Raw genomic sequence first — 16,384 nt, forward strand, 5'->3', positions numbered from 1 at the left:
CGCCGGTGTGGAGGCGCGCCGGAGCGGTACCGCACCGAGTGTTTTCGGTTACAAGTTCGAGACCTGACGCTGAGGCCGGTACCCTGGACCCCCGTGCGCCTAGGGGTACTCGACGTCGGTTCCAACACCGTCCACCTGCTCGTGGTCGACGCCCACCGTGGCGCCCACCCGACGCCGATGCATTCCGAGAAGTCCGTGCTGCGGCTGGCCGAGCAGCTCACCCCCAACGGCGAGCTCAGCAAGGCCGGCGCCGACGACCTCGTCACCGCCGTCGAGTCCGCCAAGGACGCCGCCGCGCGGCTCGGCTGCGAAGAAGTCATGGCGTTCGCCACCTCCGCCGTCCGCGAAGCGAAGAACTCCGCCAAGGTCCTGGCCCGCGTGGCCGACAAGACCGGCGTCGAGCTGCGGGTCCTTTCCGGTGTGGACGAAGCCCGGCTCACCTTCCTCGCCGTCCGGCGGTGGTACGGCTGGTCCGCCGGCCAGCTGCTCGTGCTCGACATCGGCGGCGGCTCGCTGGAGATCGCGATGGGCCGCGACGAAGAGCCCGTCCTTGCCGAATCGCTGCCGCTGGGCGCCGGCCGCACCACGCGCACCCGCTTCAAGCACGACCCGCCGACGCGCTCCGAACTCGTCGCCACGTCGGCGTGGCTGGACGACCAGCTCACCGACCTCACCCGGAAGGTCACCAAATGGGGTGAACCCGACCGCGTCGTCGCCACGTCGAAGACGTTCCGGTCGCTCGCCCGGCTGACCGGCGCCGCCCCCTCCGCCGCGGGCCCGCGCGTCCGACGTACGCTCACGGACACCGCGTTGCGCCAGCTCCTGGCCTTCATCTCGCGGATGACGTCGGCCGATCTGGCCCAGCTCGAGGGCGTCAGCCCGAGCCGGTCACACCAGCTGGTGGCGGGTGCGCTCGTCGCGCAGGCCACGATGCGGGCGCTCGGTTTGGCCGAACTCGAGATCTGCCCGTGGGCTCTGCGAGAGGGTGTCATCCTGCGGCGGCTGGACCATTCGAACGGCGCGGATGAGACTGGAGCCGCCCTCGTGGGGCGCTTCGGCGCACAGGAGGACCGGTGAAAGCACGCGGCTGGACTTCCCGGACGGACAACGGGCACGGTGGAGAGGTGACGGACATGCAGAGGACGGCGTACAGCGCGCGCGGCGCCGCCGGCGTGCCGTCAGGTACCGCTTCGCCGAGTGCCGAGAACCCAGAGCGCGCAGGGGACGACCAGGTATGACGGACCAGACCGGAGGCGACCAGCCGCAGAAGACCGTGGCCGAGCTGCTCGCCCAGCACGGTGCCCAGGTCGACGGCGGTCGCCGTCGCCGACGGCGTGCGGCCGATGACGACGACGAGCCCGCCACCCCGGAGACCCCGGGCGCGACCGGCTCGCACCGCCGTCCCGGCGTGAGCGACACCGGCCCGCAGGCGATCATCGACCGCGTCGCCTCGGAAGGCACGCCGCCCCCGCCGAACCGGCCCACCGGACGGCGGCGCGCCGAACCGCCCTCCCCGCCGCCGCCCGCGCCCCGCGCGGTCCCGCAGGACTCGCAGCCGCTGCCGCGGCCGGTCCCGCCGCCCCCGCCGGCCCGGCCCGCTCCCGGCGGCGCCGAGTCCGGTCAGTACGCGCGCCCGCCGCAGCAGGAGCCGACCCAGTTCTCCCGGCCGCCGCAGGAGTCGGGGCAGTTCTCGCGTCCGCAGGACTCGGCGCAGCTGCCCGTGCCGCCGCGCGCGCCGCGGCGCCAGCCGCCGCCCCCGCAGCCGTCGCAGCAGCTGCCGGTCCCGCCGCCGCAGCCGTCCCAGCAGCTGCCGACGCCGCCGGCGGCCGAAGAGACCCGCGGGGCCGTCCCGCCGGTCCGGCGCCGGCCCACCCCGCCGTCGCAGCAGCTGCCGGTCCCGCCGCCGCAGCCGTCGCAGCAGCTCCCGACGCCGCCGCCGTCCGGCGGCCCGTTGTCGGCCCGGCTCGACGGCCTCAACGGCACCCCGGACGCCGACGTCGACGTCCCGCCGCCCCCGATGGCCAGCGGGAAGTTCCCGACGCCGCCGGCCGCGCCCGGGCGCCCGCGCCGCGGCCCGGCCCGCCGGCCGCAGCCCCAGCAGGAGGCCTACACCGAGCAGTTCGACGCGGTCGCGCACGAGCAGCCCCCGCCGCCGCCCGCGCCGCCGGCCAAGCCCGACGAGCCGTCGACGCCGGGCGGGCTCGCGAACTGGCGCAAGCGCCGGCAGAAGGAGCAGCTCGAGGACACCGAGATCGGCGTCATGCCGGTGGTGCCCGGCGAGACCCCGGACAACGGCTACCCCGAGGACGACTTCGAGCCCGACGGCTTCGCGCCGGAGAGCAGCGGCTACCAGGCCGCCTACGACGCGGGGCCGCCCACCGGCGCGTACCCGCCACCGATGCCGTTCGCACCCGGCGACCGCGCGTCGCGGGCCCCGATCCCGGACGACCTGGCGCCGTACGAGCGCGAGTTCGCCGACGGCTACCCCGACGGCGGCCCGGACTTCGAGCAGGACGACTACGGCTACGAGCAGGCCGACGGCTACGAGGACGACGAGTACGACGACGCGCCCGAGCCGGTCGCGGAGCCCGAGGCCGCGGCCTCGCCGGGCAAGGCGTGGCTGGCGCTGGCCGGCCAGCTGGCACTGGGCGTCGTCGGCGGCGCGGCGGTGTGGCTGGGCTTCAACTGGCTGTGGGTGAACATCCCGGCGGCCGCGCTGGTGGCGGCGCTGCTGGTGGTCGTCGCGCTGGTCTGGATCGTGCGGAAGATCCGCCGCGCCGAAGACCTGCAGACCACCGTGCTGGCGGTGCTGGTCGGCCTGGTCGTGACGGTGTCACCGGCGGCGTTGCTGCTCGTCGGACGCTGACGCGCGGGGGACGCGGTGAGATCCGCGTCCCCCTTCCTCCTCCCACCCTCGGTGACGAGGCAGGATGGCGCGCGTGACAGACGAGCAGCCGGTCCCCGTCGGGCTCAGCACGGCGTCCGTGTGGCCCCTCAAGGCCGGGACCGCCTTCGAGCTCGCCGCCGAGCTCGGCTACGACGGCGTCGAGGTCATGGTGTGGGCCGACGCGGTCAGCCAGGACGTCAGCGCCCTGCGCCGGTGGTCGCGCCGGACCGGGGTGCGCGTGCTGTCGATCCACTCGCCCTCCCTGCTGATCACGCAGCGGATCTGGTCGCCCGACCCGGTCGTGCGGCTGCGGATGTCCGTCGAGGCCGCGCAGGAGCTCGGCGCGCGGACCGTCGTCGTGCACCCCCCGTTCCGGTGGCAGCGGCGCTACGGCGACGTCTTCGGTGATCTCGTCGACGAGCTGGAGGAGTCCAGCGGCGTCGAAATCGCCGTCGAGAACATGTTCAAGGTGCGCCCGCCCGGCGGTTCGAAGAATTCGCGCGTCTCCGCGTTCCGGCCCTCGATCGACCCGACGGACGTCGGTTTCCGGCACTACACGCTCGACCTGTCCCACACAGCGGCAGCCCGGATGGACGCACTCGCGCTGGCGCAGCGGATGGGAGAAGGACTCTCGCACGTCCATCTGGCGGACGGCACCGGCCTCCCGAAGGACGAACACCTGGTGCCCGGCCGGGGCGGCCAACCCTGCGCCGAGCTGCTGGAAAAGCTGGTCAGCAGCGGTTTCGGCGGCCAGATCGTGCTGGAGATCAACACCCGGCACGCCGTCACCGGCGCCCAGCGGGTCCGTGATCTGGCGGAGGCATTGCTGTTCGCGCGATTCCACCTCGGGCAGTAATTGCGCACGTTCACCACGGACACGACTACTCCCGGGTCCATTTACCCGGGGCGAACACGTAAAGTTCGGACCGTGAAACCGTCGCGCTCGTTGATCGTCACCTGCCCGGATTTCCCCATTGGCACGGCGCGTTCGTGAGCGGAGCGGACGGCACCGCCGTGTCCTTCGACACGGCGAGTGCGGCGCGGTCGCTGGGGGACGGCACCTTCACCGCGGTGCTGCGTGCGGAATGGGCCATCGGCTCGCACCCGCACGGGGGTTTCCTGCTGGCCCTGCTGGCCCGCGCGGCGATCGCCGCGTTGCACGAGCGCGGTGAGCCGCACGCGGAGCCGCTGGTGGTCAGCGCGGAGTTCCTGCACGCGCTCGCGCTGGGCCCGGTGCTGCTGCGCACCGACGTCCGCAAGGTCGGCCGCCGCGCGACGGTCGTCGAGGTCCGGCTGGAGCAGCGCGGCCGCAGCTGCGTCGAGGCGCGCGTGACGACCGGGCGGCTGCCGATGCGCCGGCCGGAGTGGACGGACGTGCCCTCGATGCCCGCCGAGCCGTCCCCGGGCGCGCTGGCCATGGCCGAGAGCACCGAAGGGCCGTTCCACCTGGCCAAGGGGTGCGAGGTCCGCCTCGACCCGGCGACGGCCGGGTACCTGGCCGGGCGCACCGGCGAGCCGCCCCGGATGCGGCTGTGGGTGCGGCCGCGCCACGGCCTGGTCGACCCGTTCTTCACGCTGCTGGCGTCCGACGTCAACCCGCCGGTGGTGATGAACCTGGGGCGGATCGGCTGGGCCCCGACGGTCCAGTTGACGGCGCTGCTGCGCACGCGGCCGGCCCCGGGGTGGCTGCGGGTGGTGGTGGAGTCCCGGTCGGTGCACGAGTCGTGGTTCGACTCGGACGCGACGGTGGTCGACTCCCAGGGGCGGCTCGTGTGCCAGGCCCGGCAGCTGGGGCTCGCCCCGGCACCGGGGGCCTGAGGCAGCGGCCGGGGCGGGTTTCCGCCGGACCTGGGATTCCGGCGCGGCTCCGAGGCTCGCGGGCCCGGCGGTTCGGGCTCACCCCGGCATCGGAGGGTCGAACGGGCGGGTTCCGGCACCGAGCCGCCGGAACCGGCTTGCCGCCGCTTGCAGGCAGCTCGGCCTCGCCCCGGCACCGGGGGCCTGAGGCGCGTTTGGCACGCTTTACGCCATGACGGTCATCGCGGTGCTGGGTGCGGGAAAGATCGGCGAGGCGTTGCTCTCGGGGCTGCTGCACGGCGGCCACGAGCCGGGCGACCTGCTCTTCACCGAGCGGTACCCGGCGCGCGTCGAAGAGCTCACCGCGCGCTACGGCGTCCGCGGGGTCGAGGTCGAGGAGGCCGCCAAGCGGGCCGACGTCCTCGTCGTCGCCGTGAAGCCGCAGGACATCGAGCCCGTGCTCGACGAACTCGCGCCGCTGCTCGGGCCGACCTCGCTCGTCGTCTCGCTGTGCGCGGGCCTGCCCACCTCGCTGTACGAGCGGCGGCTCGCCGACGGCGTCCCCGTCGTGCGGGTCATGCCGAACACGCCGATGCTGGTCGGCGAGGCCATGAGCGCCATCTCCGCCGGCCGGCACGCCACCGCCGAGCACCTCGCCGTCGTGCGCGACCTGCTTTCGCACGTCGGCCAGGTCGTCGAGGTGCCCGAGGCGCAGCAGGACGCCGTGACCGCGTTGTCCGGCTCCGGGCCCGCCTACTTCTTCTACCTGGTCGAGGCCATGATCGACGCCGGCATCCTGCTCGGCCTGCCGCGCGCGCTCGCCGGGCAGCTGATCATCCAGTCGGCCGTCGGGGCGGCGAAGATGCTGGCCGAGTCCGAGGAGCACCCGGTGCTGCTGCGCGAGGCCGTGACCTCGCCCGCGGGCACCACCATCAACGCCATCCGCGAGCTGGAGAAGCACGGCGTCCGCGCGGCCCTGCTGGCGGCCATCGAGGCGGCGAAGGACCGGTCCGTCGAGCTGGGCAAGGCTCACGAAGGCTGAGCGCGCGGCCGCCAGCCTGCCGCCCAGGCGTCGAGCTGCACCAGCGTCCCGAACAACGATCTGCCCTGGTCGGTGAGGGTGTAGCCGTCGCCGGCGTGGTCGACGAGGTCCGCTTCGCCGAGTTCGCGCAGCCGGGTGGCCAGGACGCTCGACGAGACGCCGTCGCAGCGCTGCTGGAGTTCGCGGAAGGTGAGCCTCGCGTCGTCGCGCAGCTCCCAGAGGATCCGCAGCGTCCACCGCCTGCCGAGCAGGTCGAGCAGCGCCATGACCGGGCGGCCGGTGGTCGAGCCGCGGACGGGGCGGCCCGGGAGTGGGGTCATCGTGCTTTCCTTTCCGAAGCACCGATGTTAGCGTGCCCGGTATGCCTCTGAAATCGAAGCGGATCGCGCCCCTCGAGCCGCCGTTCGACGCCGAGACGGCCGACGTGCTCGAACGGCTCGGGCCGCCGATCGCGCTCTTCCGCGTGTGGGCCCGCCGTCCGGCGCTGGCCGAGGGCGTCGCCGGCTGGGGGCGGTACTACTTCTCGCGGGAGTCCGCGCTGAGCGTCCGGCAGCGCGAGCTGGTCATCGACCGCACGACCGCGCTCTGCGGCGCCGACTACGAATGGGGCGTCCACATCGCCACTTTCGCGGGGAAAGCCGGTCTCGACGCCGAGCAGGTGCGCTCGCTCGCCGCCGGCGGCCCGGCCGACGAGTGCTGGGACGCGGCCGACCGCGCGGTGCTGGCCGCCGTCGACGAACTGCACGCGACCGCCGACCTGGCCGACGGGACCTGGGCGGACCTCGTCGCGGCGGCCGGGGAGGACGGCGCCCTCGACCTGCTGCTCGTCTGCGGGTGGTACCACGCCATCTCGTTCACCGTCCGGGCCCTGCGGCTGCCCCTCGAGCCGGGTACCGCGCGCCCGGATTCGCCGTAATGGGCGATTCCCGCGGTCTTGCACGCGCGGGTGCCTGTGCGTTAGCGCTGGTAGGAGCCCATCTCGGTGACAGGCGTCGCATTAGTCCCACCAGTCCCGCTACTCTCGATAGAGCACGTGCGTGTCGATACCACAGGTGGGGAAGCCTCGTGGCGCGACACGTGTCGAAGGACGCGGTAAACATGTCGCCGAACAAGAAGGAGGATCTGCCGGCTGTCGGGCAGGTCCAGTTCCTGACGGTCGCCGAGGTGGCCACGCTGATGCGGGTCTCCAAGATGACCGTCTACCGTCTCGTGCACTCGGGTGAGCTGCCCGCCGTCAGGGTCGGGAAGTCCTTCCGGGTGCCGGAAAAAGCAGTGCACGAGTACCTCCAGGGTGCGTATTACGACGTGGGCTGAAACCACTCGCGGCCAGCGGCACGCCGGGCTACGACGTGCCCGCTGACCGGCCCGCGAAGGGTGCCGAGTAACCTGGAAAACCGCTCGTGCCTGTGCGCTCCACCCGTTGGACGCTGCGCCGGGCAGCGTGACCGACGACGACCTAAGGAGCGCCCATGGGCTCTGTGATCAAGAAGCGCCGCAAGCGCATGTCGAAGAAGAAGCACCGCAAGCTGCTTCGCCGCACGCGAGTGCAGCGTCGTAAGGCCGGCAAGTAAGACCCAGCCGTGCGCAGCCGTGGCCCGTCCAGTCTCTGGACGGGCCACGTCCATGTGGTGGGCCGGGCCCCCGTTCGAGTGAGGCGTTCGTCGCTTTCCGGGGGAGTTGCGGTTAATAGCACGTAAGACAGCCCGGAGCTACCACTGATGAGCGGTAACATCTCAAGGGCGTCCGCGCGATGCTTCCAGTGAGTGCAGGCCCGCGCACATCGGGTGATCGTCCACCCCCACCACGCCCTACGCCGCAGGGAGTCGCATGCCGTCGAACATCGTGCTCGTCACCGGGGTCGCCGGGGAACTGGGCGGGAAGCTCCTCGCCCGGCTGGGCAACAACCCCGACTTCGAGCGGGTCATCGGTGTCGACACGGTGGCGCCGGACAAGACGGTGCTGCAGCGCATGGGCCACGCCGAGTTCGTCCGCGCGGACATCCGGAACCCGTTGATCGCCAAGGTGATCAGCACGGCCGGAGTGGACACCGTGGTGCACGCGTCCTGCACCGCGCACCCGGCCGGGCCGGGGCGGCGCACCGCGATCAAGGAAGTCAACGTCATCGGCACCATGCGGCTGCTCGCCGCGTGCCAGCGATCGCCGCTGGTCAAGAAGCTGGTGGTCAAGTCGACGGCGGCGGTCTACGGCGCCGGTGCCCGCTCGCAGGCGGTGTTCACCGAGGACTCCGAGCTGATCCCGACCTCGTCCAGCGGGTACGCGAAGGACGCCGTCGAGATGGAGGGTTACGTGCGCGGCCTGGTGCGGCGCCGCCCCGACATCACCACGACGCTGTTCCGCTTCGCCAACATCATCGGCCCCGAGACCGACACGGTCCTTTCGCGCTACTTCGCGCTGCCGGTCGTGCCGACGGTCTTCGGCTACGACGCCCGCATCCAGCTGCTGCACTCTTCGGACGCGCTGGCCGTGCTCGAACGCGCGACCCTGGACGACAAACCCGGCGTGTTCAACGTCGGTTCGGAGGGGGTACTCACCCTCTCGCAGGCGATCCGGCGAGCGGGCCGGGTCGAGCTGCCGATGCCGCGGAGCGTGGTGCCGTCGGTCGGCAAGGTCCTGCGCGGCGCCCGCGTCGTGGACTTCTCCGCCGACCAGGTCCGGCTGCTGAACTTCGGCCGGGTCGTCGACATCGCCAAGCTGAAGAACGAGTTCGGCTACACCCCGCGGTGGACGACGCGTGAGGCGTTCGACGACTACATCGCCGGACGCGGCTTGAGGCCGGTGCTCGACGGCGGCAAGCTGGCCGGCCTGGCCGGCAAGGTGCTCGTCGCCGCGGCGACGGGCCAGAGCCGATGACCAAACCGCACGAGTTGGACGACTTGGGAAGCGAGGCGGAGACGGTGGGCGGTGCCGAGGCGCAGGTCATCCCGCTGCACGGACCGGGCCGGGAGAAGCCGGAAGCCCAGCCGGGCCCCCGGCAGGAAGAGGCCGCACGCGCCGACGCGCCGGTCGTCGCCTTCCCCGGCGCCGAGCGGGAAGCGGCCCCGGAGCCGCTTTCCGACGCCGCCCGGTCGGCGCTCGGCTTCCTCCGCGACCGCCTGACCGGCGACTACACGGTCGACGAGTTCGGCTTCGACGCCGAGCTGACCGACGCGGTGTTCCTGCCGCCGCTGCGCGCGCTGTACAAGAAGTGGTTCCGCGTCGACACGTACGGCGTCGAGAACCTGCCGCTCGAAGGCGGCGCGCTGCTTGTGTCCAACCACTCCGGGACGATCCCGCTCGACTCGCTGATGACGGCGGTGGCGGTCCACGACGAAACGGGCGGCCGTCACCTGCGCGGCCTCGGCGCCGACCTGGTGTTCCAGGTGCCGCTGGTGGGCTCGTTCGCCCGCAAGTCCGGCCAGACGCTGGCCTGCAACGCGGACGCGGAGCGCCTCCTGCGCGGCGGTGAACTGGTCGGCGTGTGGCCCGAAGGGTTCAAGGGGGTCGGCAAGCCGTTCTCGTCCCGGTACAAGCTGCAGCGCTTCGGCCGCGGCGGGTTCGTGTCGGCGGCCCTGCGCGCGGGCGTCCCGATCATCCCGGTGTCGGTGATCGGCGCGGAGGAGATCTACCCGAAGCTGGGCGACATCAAGGTCCTGGCGCGGATGCTGGGGCTGCCGTACTTCCCGGTGACGCCGTTCTTCCCGATGCTCGGGCTGCTGGGCGCGATCCCGCTGCCGACGAAGTGGAGCATCGAGTTCGGGACGCCGATCGCGACGGACTCGTACGGCCCGGAGGCGGTCGAGGACCCGATGCTGGTGTTCCAGCTGACCGACCAGGTGCGCGAGTCGATCCAGCAGACGCTGTACCAGCGGCTTTCCCAGCGCAAGTCGGTCTTCCGCGGCTGACTGCGGGCTCAGCGGCGGCGGTAGGCCATCCCCGCCGCCACGGCACCCGCCAGCGCGCCCGCGCCCAGCACCGACGGCACGCCGATCTTCGCGGCCTTGCGGCCCGTCCGGAAGTCGCGGATCTCCCAGCCGCGCGCGCGGGCCACGTCGCGCAGGCCGCCGTCCGGGTTGACCGCCACCGCCGTGCCCACCGCCGACAGCATCGGGATGTCGTTGGCCGAGTCCGAATACGCCGTGCAGCGCTTGAGGTTCAGCCCCTCGCGGGACGCCAGCGCCCGCACCGCGTGCGCCTTCGCCCGGCCGTGCAGCAGGTCGCCCACCAGCCGGCCCGTGTACACACCGTCGCGGGTTTCGGCCACCGTGCCCAGCGCGCCGGTCAGCCCCAGCCGGCGCGAGATGATCGCCGCCAGCTCGATCGGGGTCGCCGTCACCAGCCAGACGCGCTGGCCCGCGTCCAGGTGCATCTGGGCCAGCGCCCGCGTGCCGGACCAGATCTTGTCCGCCATCAGCTCGTCGTAGATCTCTTCGCTGATCGACGTCAGCTCGGCCACCGTGCGTCCGGCCACAAAGGACAGTGCGCGCTCGCGGTGGGTCTTGATGTCTTCCTTGTTCTCGCGGCCGCCGAGGCGGAACTTGATCTGGCCCCACACGAATCCGGCCAGGTCCGACGACGTGAAGAACTTGCGCGCCGCCAGCCCGCGGGCGAAGTAGAAGATCGACGCGCCCATCATCATCGTGTTGTCGACGTCGAAGAACGCGGCCGCCGTGAGGTCCGGCGGTGCGGGCGGAGCCGGGGGTTCGGAAAGGGCGTGGGCGGCCTCGGCCGACGCCTCGCCCGCCAGCGCGGCGAGCCGTTCGAGCTCCTGACTCTTGTCCTTGCCACGCCAAGCTGACACGTACACCGCCTCCACGACGTCTCCTTCGCACAGCGTAGCGAGCCGCCCACGGCGCTGTCGCAGGTGTGGCCCGGACCTCAGCCGATCACGATCGGTGGCAGACCCGGGAGCAGCGGCGGGATCGAAACCAGTGGCGGCGACGGCGTGGTCGAGGTCACCGGCGGCGGTGTGGTCGTCGGCACCTGGCCGTACACCGGCGGCGGCGTGACCCCGCCGGTCGGCGCGGGCAGGCCCGGCGTCGACGCGGCGTCCGACGGCGGCAGCTGCGTGCCCGTCGGCACCGGCGAGGTGCTCTCGGTCGACGACTGGGGCGAGGCCGACGTCGGCTCGCCGCCGGAGGACGGCGCCGGCCGCTGGGTGCATTCGCCGGTCGCCGGGATCAGGCCCAGGTCGTCCGACGTCCCGGTGGTGATCTGGTAGCAGTTCATCCGCGCCGCCAGGCCGCTCGTGCGCTCCTGGACCTTGCCGAGCAGGTCGCGGACGTCGTCGAACACCGGCGCCGAGCCGGCCGGGAGCGCCGCGAGCCGCGCCTGCTGGTTGCGGGCCCACAGCCGGACGTCGGACAACGCCTGCGCGCCGCCGCCCTCACTGGTCGCCACGGTCGCGATCTGGGCGACCCCGGCCTTCAGGTCGGCCGCGAAGTCGTCGTAAGCCGTCCGGTAGTCGGCGTCGCTCGCGCCTTCCGAAGCCAGTTCGCCCATCTCGGTGACGCGGTTGGTCGCGAACTCCAGGTGCTTGCGGGCCTTGGCTTCGTCGCCGAAGGTCAGGCCCAGCGCCGTCGACTCCCCGGCGCGCTTGACGCCGTAGAGCGCGTCACCCGGGAGCGCGTTGCGGGAGAGGATCAGCGTCAGCCCGGACAGGACGAGGAACAGGAAAAGCGCGGCGGCCACCAGGTCGGCGGTCCGCGGCCGCCACCTCCGACGCGGGGTGGCCGCCGCCGTCTCGAGGCGGCCCGCGATCTCCGCGCGGATCCGCTGCCGGGTCTCCAGGTCCGGGGCCCCGGCCGCGCCGAGCTCACGCAGGGCACCGACGAGAGCCAGCTCGTCGGCGAACTCACCGTCCCGGCGTACCGGGGACGGCTCCAGGGCACGCGCGAACCGGTCGATCTCGGCTCGCTCACGCGCAAACCTCACTGCGCTGCTCCATCTCGGGCCTCGGACCGGTCCTGACACCGGTCCTGGCAGGAGTAACGATTAAGAAGCCGTCAGGGTTACCGGTTTCGGTCGACGGGCAGAAAAGTTCGCGGGATCAGCGCAATCCCGTGGGCAGAAGTTGTGCCAAACGGCGTACCGCGCGGTGCTGGAGCGCCTTGATCGCGCCCTCGTTGCGGTTCATGATCTCGGCCGTCTCCGCCACCGAAAGCCCCTGCAGGAACCGCAGGATGATGCATTCCCGCTGGTCGTCGCCCAGCTCGGCGACGCAGCGCAGCAGTTCGGTGCGGGTCGCGCGGCTGATCGCCTCCTGCTCGGGACCCGCCTGGACGCTCGCGCCGACGCTGAACGGCGCCGAACCCGGCTCGGTCACCTCGTCGGTGACGACCTCGAGGCGGAACCGGCTCGACTTCACGTGGTCGAGCACGAGGTTGCGGGCGATCGTGACGAACCAGGCGCCGACGTCACGGCCCTGGTAGCTCACCGACGTGATCCGGCGCAGCGCGCGCAGGAACGTCTCGCTGGTGACGTCCTCGGCCAGGTCGCGGTCGCCGAGCCGGAACAGCACGTACCGGTAGACGACGTCGACGTAGCGGTCGTAGAGCCGGCCGAAGGCGGACGTGTCGCCGTCCTGCGCGGCGCGCACCAGGTCCCAGGCCTCGGCTTTCGCCGCCTCGGCGCGCTCCTCGTCGGCCGCCTGCCTGCTCATCGGCACGGACGCCGAGCGTCCGAAGACGCGCTCGGCGAACATGAAGACGGGCCCGCGGCTCACGGCGGTCGGCACGGTCATCGGGCGGCACCTCCGGCGGCGAAGCTGGCCCTGCGGGCCACGGAACCCCCGGAGCTCCGGCGAGCAGGGGCCGGCCGGCTCGCGTGCCCCACGACCTCGTGGGCAAGCAAGTTCGTCACGGCGACTCCCTCTCTCCGGTCGTGGTGGTGATCACCGCCACCCCCACGACGCAGTGCAGCATACGTGTAGTTACCGCGAAGTAGGTAGTGGCTCCGGGGTTGTGCAGACGCGACGCTCGCGGTCAGCACCCATGACGTCGCTCCGAATGACAGACTTGCAACGGTTTGGGCCGGGCGAGGAGAGGTGGATCGCGGGTGAGTGCTCCAGAGGGGACGCAGTCGGGGGTCGGCGGGCTGCTCACACGGGCCGCGGCGACGTGGCCGGACCACCCGGCCGTCCAGGAGACCGGCACCGGGCGCGGCCTGACCTACCGCCAGGTCGAGGCCGCGGTCCAGGCGCAGGCCGGGCGGCTCGCGGGCGCGGGCGTCGAGCCCGGCGACCGGGTCGCGCTGCGGCTGCCGACGTCGGTGGACTTCGTGGTCGCGTTCTTCGGCGCTTTGCGCGCCGGGGCGATCGTCGTGCCGCTGTCGCCGCAGGCCCCGGGACCCGAGCTCGAGAAGCTCCTCGGGCACAGCGGTGCCAAGGTTGTCATCACGCGCGACGCGGAAGAGGTGCTGCCCGAGGGCGTGACGGGTCTCACTCCGGAATCCGACCCGGATGGAGCAATCGAATCCGTCGATGCCGGCCGGGCCGGGGAGGACATCGCCGTCGTCTCCTACACGTCGGGCACGACCGGCCCGCCGCGCGGCGTGATGCTGTCGCACCGCGCGCTGCTGGCCAACCTGGCGCAGATCGGCGAGGTCGAGGGCGCGCTGGAGCACGACGACCGCGTGCTGATCACCATCCCGCTCTTCCACGTCTACGGCCTCGGCCCCGGGCTGCTGCACGCGGTCGGCGTCGGCGCGACCGCGGTCCTGTCGGAGCGGTTCGAGGCGCAGCGCACGCTGGACGACTGCGCCGAGCACGGCGTCACCACGATCACCGGCGTCCCGACGATGTACACGGAGTTCGCCGCGCTCGGCCCCGACGAGCTGCGCGCGAAGCTGACCACCGTCCGGCGGATGACGTCGGGCGCGGCGCCGCTGCACCCGAAGGTGCTCGGCGCGATCCGCGAGGCCACCGGCCTGGACGTCTTCGAGGGCTACGGGCTCACCGAATGCGCGCCGGTGGTGACGTCGACGCTGGTCACCGGCTACCCGAAGCCCGGGTCGGTCGGGCGGCCGCTGCCCGGGGTCGAGCTGCGGCTGGTCGACAGCGACGGCACCGACCAGGCCGTGCCGCTCGACCCGGACGACGTCGACGACGTCTTCGAAGCCGAGGGCGAGACCGGGCTGGTGTCGATCCGCGGCGCCAACCTGTTCTCCGGCTACTGGCCCGACGGCGAGCACGGGCCGGACGACGAAGGCTGGTTCCGCACCGGCGACGTCGGCTACCTCGACACCGACGGCGACCTGCACCTGGTCGACCGGGCCAACGACCTGATCATCGTCAACGGCTTCAACGTCTTCCCGCGCGAGGTCGAGGAGGTCATCGGGCAGCTGCCGGAGGTGGCCGAGGCCGCCGTCGTCGGGGTCGTCGACGAGCGAAGCGGCGAAGCGGTCAAGGCGTTCGTGGTGCCGGCGGCCGGGGCGTCGCTGTCGGAGCAGCAGGTCGTCGACCACTGCGCGGCCCACCTCGCGGGGTACAAGGTGCCGCACGCGGTCGAGTTCGCCGAGTCACTGCCCCATTCGGCGACCGGCAAGCTGCGGCGGATCCGGTTGCGGTAGGACTGAGGACATGGCGCACGAAGTGACGGTCATGGGCCGCGACGGCTGCCACCTCTGCGAGGTCGCGGAAGCCGAGGTCGCGCGGATCTGCGGCGAGCTCGGGGTCTCCTGGCGCGCGGAGGACGTCGACACGGATCCGGAGTGGCGCGCGGAGTACGGCGACCGCGTCCCGGTGATCCTGGTCGACGGCGCCGAGCACGGCTACTGGCGTGTGGAAGAGGACCGGCTGCGGAAGGCTCTCAAGCCGTAACACGCTCGTAAGCCGTTCCGGGCAGCCACGCGGCGCTCGCGCTCCGAAGATGGAGGCGTGAGCACTCTGCAGGAAGCCCCGCCCGAAGCGCCCCGGCGGCTGTCGCTGCCCGTCGCGACCCTCATCGGGCTGCTCGCGCTGGCGGCCGCCCTCGGCGTCGGGCACCTCGTCGCCGGCTTCGTCGGCTACACGGCTTCGCCGTTCATCGCGGTCGCGAACTACGTCATCGACCACAGCCCGACTCCGATCGTGAAGTGGGCCGAGCGGACGCTGGGCACCTGGGACAAGCCGGTCCTCAAGATCGGGCTGGCCGTCGTGCTCGTGCTGTTCGCGCTGGTGGCCGGGCAGCTCTCGCGCCGGACGCCCCGCGCCGGCCAGATCCTCGTCGTGCTGCTCGGCGCCGCCGGGGTCGCGGCCGTGTACACGCGCAGCGACCTCGGGCAGGTCTCCCTGCTGGCGCCGGTCGCCGCGCTCGTCGCCGGGCTCGCCGTGTTCACCTGGCTGCACCGGCTCGCGCTGCCGGTGGACGTCGGGCACGACCGGGGCTTCGACCGCCGGAAGTTCCTGCGGGCCGGCGTCGGGGTCGTGGCGGGCTCCGGGGTCGCCGCCGTCGTCGGCCAGGTGACCGGGACCAGCAAGAACGCCGAGGACTCCCGGGCCGCCGTCGGGCCGCTCGTCCCCGCGCGGACCGCGCCGGCGTTGCCCGCCGACGCCGACTTCGCGAAGCTCGGCTCGCCGCCGTTCATCACGCCGAACGGCGACTTCTACCGCATCGACACCGCGCTGGTCGTCCCGCAGATCCGCACCGAGGACTGGAGCCTCCGCGTGCACGGCATGGTCGACCGCGAGGTGACCTTCTCCTACGCCGACATCCGCAACCGGCCGCTGGTCGAGCGGCGCGTGACGCTGACGTGCGTGTCCAACGAAGTCGGCGGTCCGCTGATCTCCAACGCGACCTGGCTCGGCGTCGACCTCGTCGACCTGCTCGACGAGGCGGGCGTGCACGCGAGCGCCGAGCAGATGTTCGCCACCAGCGTCGACGGCTGGACGTGCGGCACCCCGGCGAACGTGGCGCTCGACCCGCAGCGCGGCGCGATGCTGGCGATCGGCATGAACGGCGAGCCGCTGCCGATCGAGCACGGCTTCCCGGCGCGGATCGTGATCCCCGGCTTGTACGGGTACGTGTCCGCGACGAAGTGGGTCCAGTCGCTGGAGTTCGCGAAGTGGGACGACCGGCAGGCGTACTGGCTCAGCCGCGGCTGGGCCGAGCAGGCGCCGATCAAGACGGAGTCCCGGATCGACACCCCGACCGGCTTCGCGCGGGTGAGCGCGGGCAAGGTCCGGCTGGCCGGCACGGCGTGGGCGCAGCACACCGGTATCGCGAAGGTCGAGGTCCGGCTGGACCAGGGCGCGTGGCAGCCGGCGGTGCTGTCGGCCGAGGTGAGCAAGGACACCTGGCGCATGTGGTGGATCGAGCTGGACGTGCCGAAGGGGACGCACCAGGCGTTCGTCCGGGCGACCGACCAGGACGGCTACACGCAGACGGAGAACCGCGCGGACCCGGTTCCCGACGGCGCGACCGGCTGGCACTCGGTGAGCCTCGACGCGAGCTGACCGCCGGCCCGTCGCGGCGGGAGACCTCGGAAGTGCCTGGCGGACAAGGATTCTGACACCGCGTCATGATCGTGGCCACCCCTGAACCGCCTCCGACCAGTGACTTTGTGCGCGCGTTCACAAGTGGTCTACCGTAGGACCATCGCCCCCGGGCGGTCCGCATCGAACCGGACCTCGCGCCCTGGGTCAAGACACAGTTCGGCAAGGCCGTGGCGATGGCCGCCGGGTG

At 72.6% G+C, this 16,384-nt stretch carries 17 protein-coding genes; 13 read left to right on the forward strand and 4 right to left on the reverse strand.

All coding sequences use genetic code 11. The annotated features are described in order from the left end of the window. The first annotated feature begins 93 nt into the window (after positions 1-93). The 5 genes from ACWEVP_RS09735 (at position 94) to proC (ending at position 5,726) form a co-directional block, all read left to right on the forward strand. The gene (locus ACWEVP_RS09735; RefSeq protein ID WP_452062180.1) at positions 94-1,077 is read left to right on the forward strand and encodes a Ppx/GppA phosphatase family protein; all 984 of its coding nucleotides are present in this window, start codon (positions 94-96) and stop codon (positions 1,075-1,077) included. A 157-nt stretch (positions 1,078-1,234) separates the two neighbouring features. Next, positions 1,235-2,866, forward strand: coding sequence for a hypothetical protein (locus tag ACWEVP_RS09740; protein ID WP_452062181.1), 1,632 nt, complete (start codon positions 1,235-1,237; stop codon positions 2,864-2,866). Positions 2,867-2,930: 64 nt separating this feature from the next. After that, complete coding sequence (locus ACWEVP_RS09745; protein ID WP_452062182.1) at positions 2,931-3,743, forward strand: sugar phosphate isomerase/epimerase family protein; 813 nt, start codon at positions 2,931-2,933, stop codon at positions 3,741-3,743. Between the two features lie 134 nt (positions 3,744-3,877). Next, complete coding sequence (locus tag ACWEVP_RS09750; protein ID WP_452062183.1) at positions 3,878-4,705, forward strand: thioesterase family protein; 828 nt, start codon at positions 3,878-3,880, stop codon at positions 4,703-4,705. Positions 4,706-4,916: 211 nt separating this feature from the next. Continuing rightward, positions 4,917-5,726 (forward strand): pyrroline-5-carboxylate reductase, encoded by an 810-nt coding sequence (gene proC / locus ACWEVP_RS09755; protein WP_452062184.1) that lies wholly within the window; start codon positions 4,917-4,919, stop codon positions 5,724-5,726. Here the strand turns inward: proC and ACWEVP_RS09760 are convergent. After that, a complete protein-coding gene (locus ACWEVP_RS09760; RefSeq protein WP_452062185.1) occupies positions 5,714-6,046 on the reverse strand; it encodes a winged helix-turn-helix transcriptional regulator in 333 nt (110 codons plus the stop codon). The genes proC and ACWEVP_RS09760 overlap by 13 nt on opposite strands. 41 nt (positions 6,047-6,087) lie before the next feature. Here ACWEVP_RS09760 and ACWEVP_RS09765 point away from each other — a divergent pair, with 41 nt between their 5' ends. The 5 genes from ACWEVP_RS09765 (at position 6,088) to ACWEVP_RS09785 (ending at position 9,628) form a co-directional block, all read left to right on the forward strand. Continuing rightward, positions 6,088-6,642: a carboxymuconolactone decarboxylase family protein gene (locus ACWEVP_RS09765; protein ID WP_452062186.1), complete on the forward strand. Its 555-nt coding sequence runs from the start codon at positions 6,088-6,090 to the stop codon at positions 6,640-6,642. A 182-nt stretch (positions 6,643-6,824) separates the two neighbouring features. After that, the gene (locus tag ACWEVP_RS09770; RefSeq protein WP_013222402.1) at positions 6,825-7,040 is read left to right on the forward strand and encodes a helix-turn-helix domain-containing protein; all 216 of its coding nucleotides are present in this window, start codon (positions 6,825-6,827) and stop codon (positions 7,038-7,040) included. A gap of 155 nt (positions 7,041-7,195) precedes the next feature. After that, positions 7,196-7,297 (forward strand): 30S ribosomal protein bS22, encoded by a 102-nt coding sequence (locus ACWEVP_RS09775; RefSeq protein WP_007030867.1) that lies wholly within the window; start codon positions 7,196-7,198, stop codon positions 7,295-7,297. A gap of 256 nt (positions 7,298-7,553) precedes the next feature. After that, positions 7,554-8,597: an NAD-dependent epimerase/dehydratase family protein gene (locus ACWEVP_RS09780; RefSeq protein ID WP_452062187.1), complete on the forward strand. Its 1,044-nt coding sequence runs from the start codon at positions 7,554-7,556 to the stop codon at positions 8,595-8,597. Then, the gene (locus ACWEVP_RS09785) at positions 8,594-9,628 is read left to right on the forward strand and encodes a lysophospholipid acyltransferase family protein (RefSeq protein WP_452062188.1); all 1,035 of its coding nucleotides are present in this window, start codon (positions 8,594-8,596) and stop codon (positions 9,626-9,628) included. Before ACWEVP_RS09780 ends, ACWEVP_RS09785 begins: the two co-directional genes overlap by 4 nt. A gap of 8 nt (positions 9,629-9,636) precedes the next feature. On the opposite strand, the gene ACWEVP_RS09790 is transcribed toward ACWEVP_RS09785, so the two are convergent. The 3 genes from ACWEVP_RS09790 to ACWEVP_RS09800 form a co-directional block, all read right to left on the reverse strand. Continuing rightward, entirely contained in the window at positions 9,637-10,539 is a 903-nt protein-coding gene (locus ACWEVP_RS09790) for an HAD family hydrolase (RefSeq protein ID WP_452062189.1), read from the reverse strand. Between the two features lie 62 nt (positions 10,540-10,601). Beyond that, positions 10,602-11,657, reverse strand: a complete 1,056-nt coding sequence (locus ACWEVP_RS09795; RefSeq protein WP_452062190.1) for a DUF5667 domain-containing protein — start codon at positions 11,655-11,657, stop codon at positions 10,602-10,604. Between the two features lie 115 nt (positions 11,658-11,772). After that, a complete protein-coding gene (locus tag ACWEVP_RS09800; protein WP_452062191.1) occupies positions 11,773-12,465 on the reverse strand; it encodes a sigma-70 family RNA polymerase sigma factor in 693 nt (230 codons plus the stop codon). A 314-nt stretch (positions 12,466-12,779) separates the two neighbouring features. Here ACWEVP_RS09800 and ACWEVP_RS09805 point away from each other — a divergent pair, with 314 nt between their 5' ends. Genes ACWEVP_RS09805 through ACWEVP_RS09815 form a run of 3 tightly spaced genes read left to right on the forward strand, consistent with a single transcriptional unit; the run spans position 12,780 to position 16,155 of the window. After that, positions 12,780-14,291 carry a long-chain-fatty-acid--CoA ligase gene (locus ACWEVP_RS09805; protein ID WP_452062192.1) on the forward strand — a complete coding sequence of 504 codons (1,512 nt, stop codon included), beginning with the start codon at positions 12,780-12,782 and terminating at the stop codon, positions 14,289-14,291. A 10-nt stretch (positions 14,292-14,301) separates the two neighbouring features. Then, positions 14,302-14,541 (forward strand): glutaredoxin family protein, encoded by a 240-nt coding sequence (locus ACWEVP_RS09810; RefSeq protein ID WP_452062193.1) that lies wholly within the window; start codon positions 14,302-14,304, stop codon positions 14,539-14,541. A 57-nt stretch (positions 14,542-14,598) separates the two neighbouring features. Continuing rightward, positions 14,599-16,155 carry a molybdopterin-dependent oxidoreductase gene (locus ACWEVP_RS09815; RefSeq protein ID WP_452062194.1) on the forward strand — a complete coding sequence of 519 codons (1,557 nt, stop codon included), beginning with the start codon at positions 14,599-14,601 and terminating at the stop codon, positions 16,153-16,155. The last annotated feature ends 229 nt before the right edge of the window (positions 16,156-16,384 follow it).

The organism is Amycolatopsis sp. NPDC003865 (assembly GCF_053605345.1).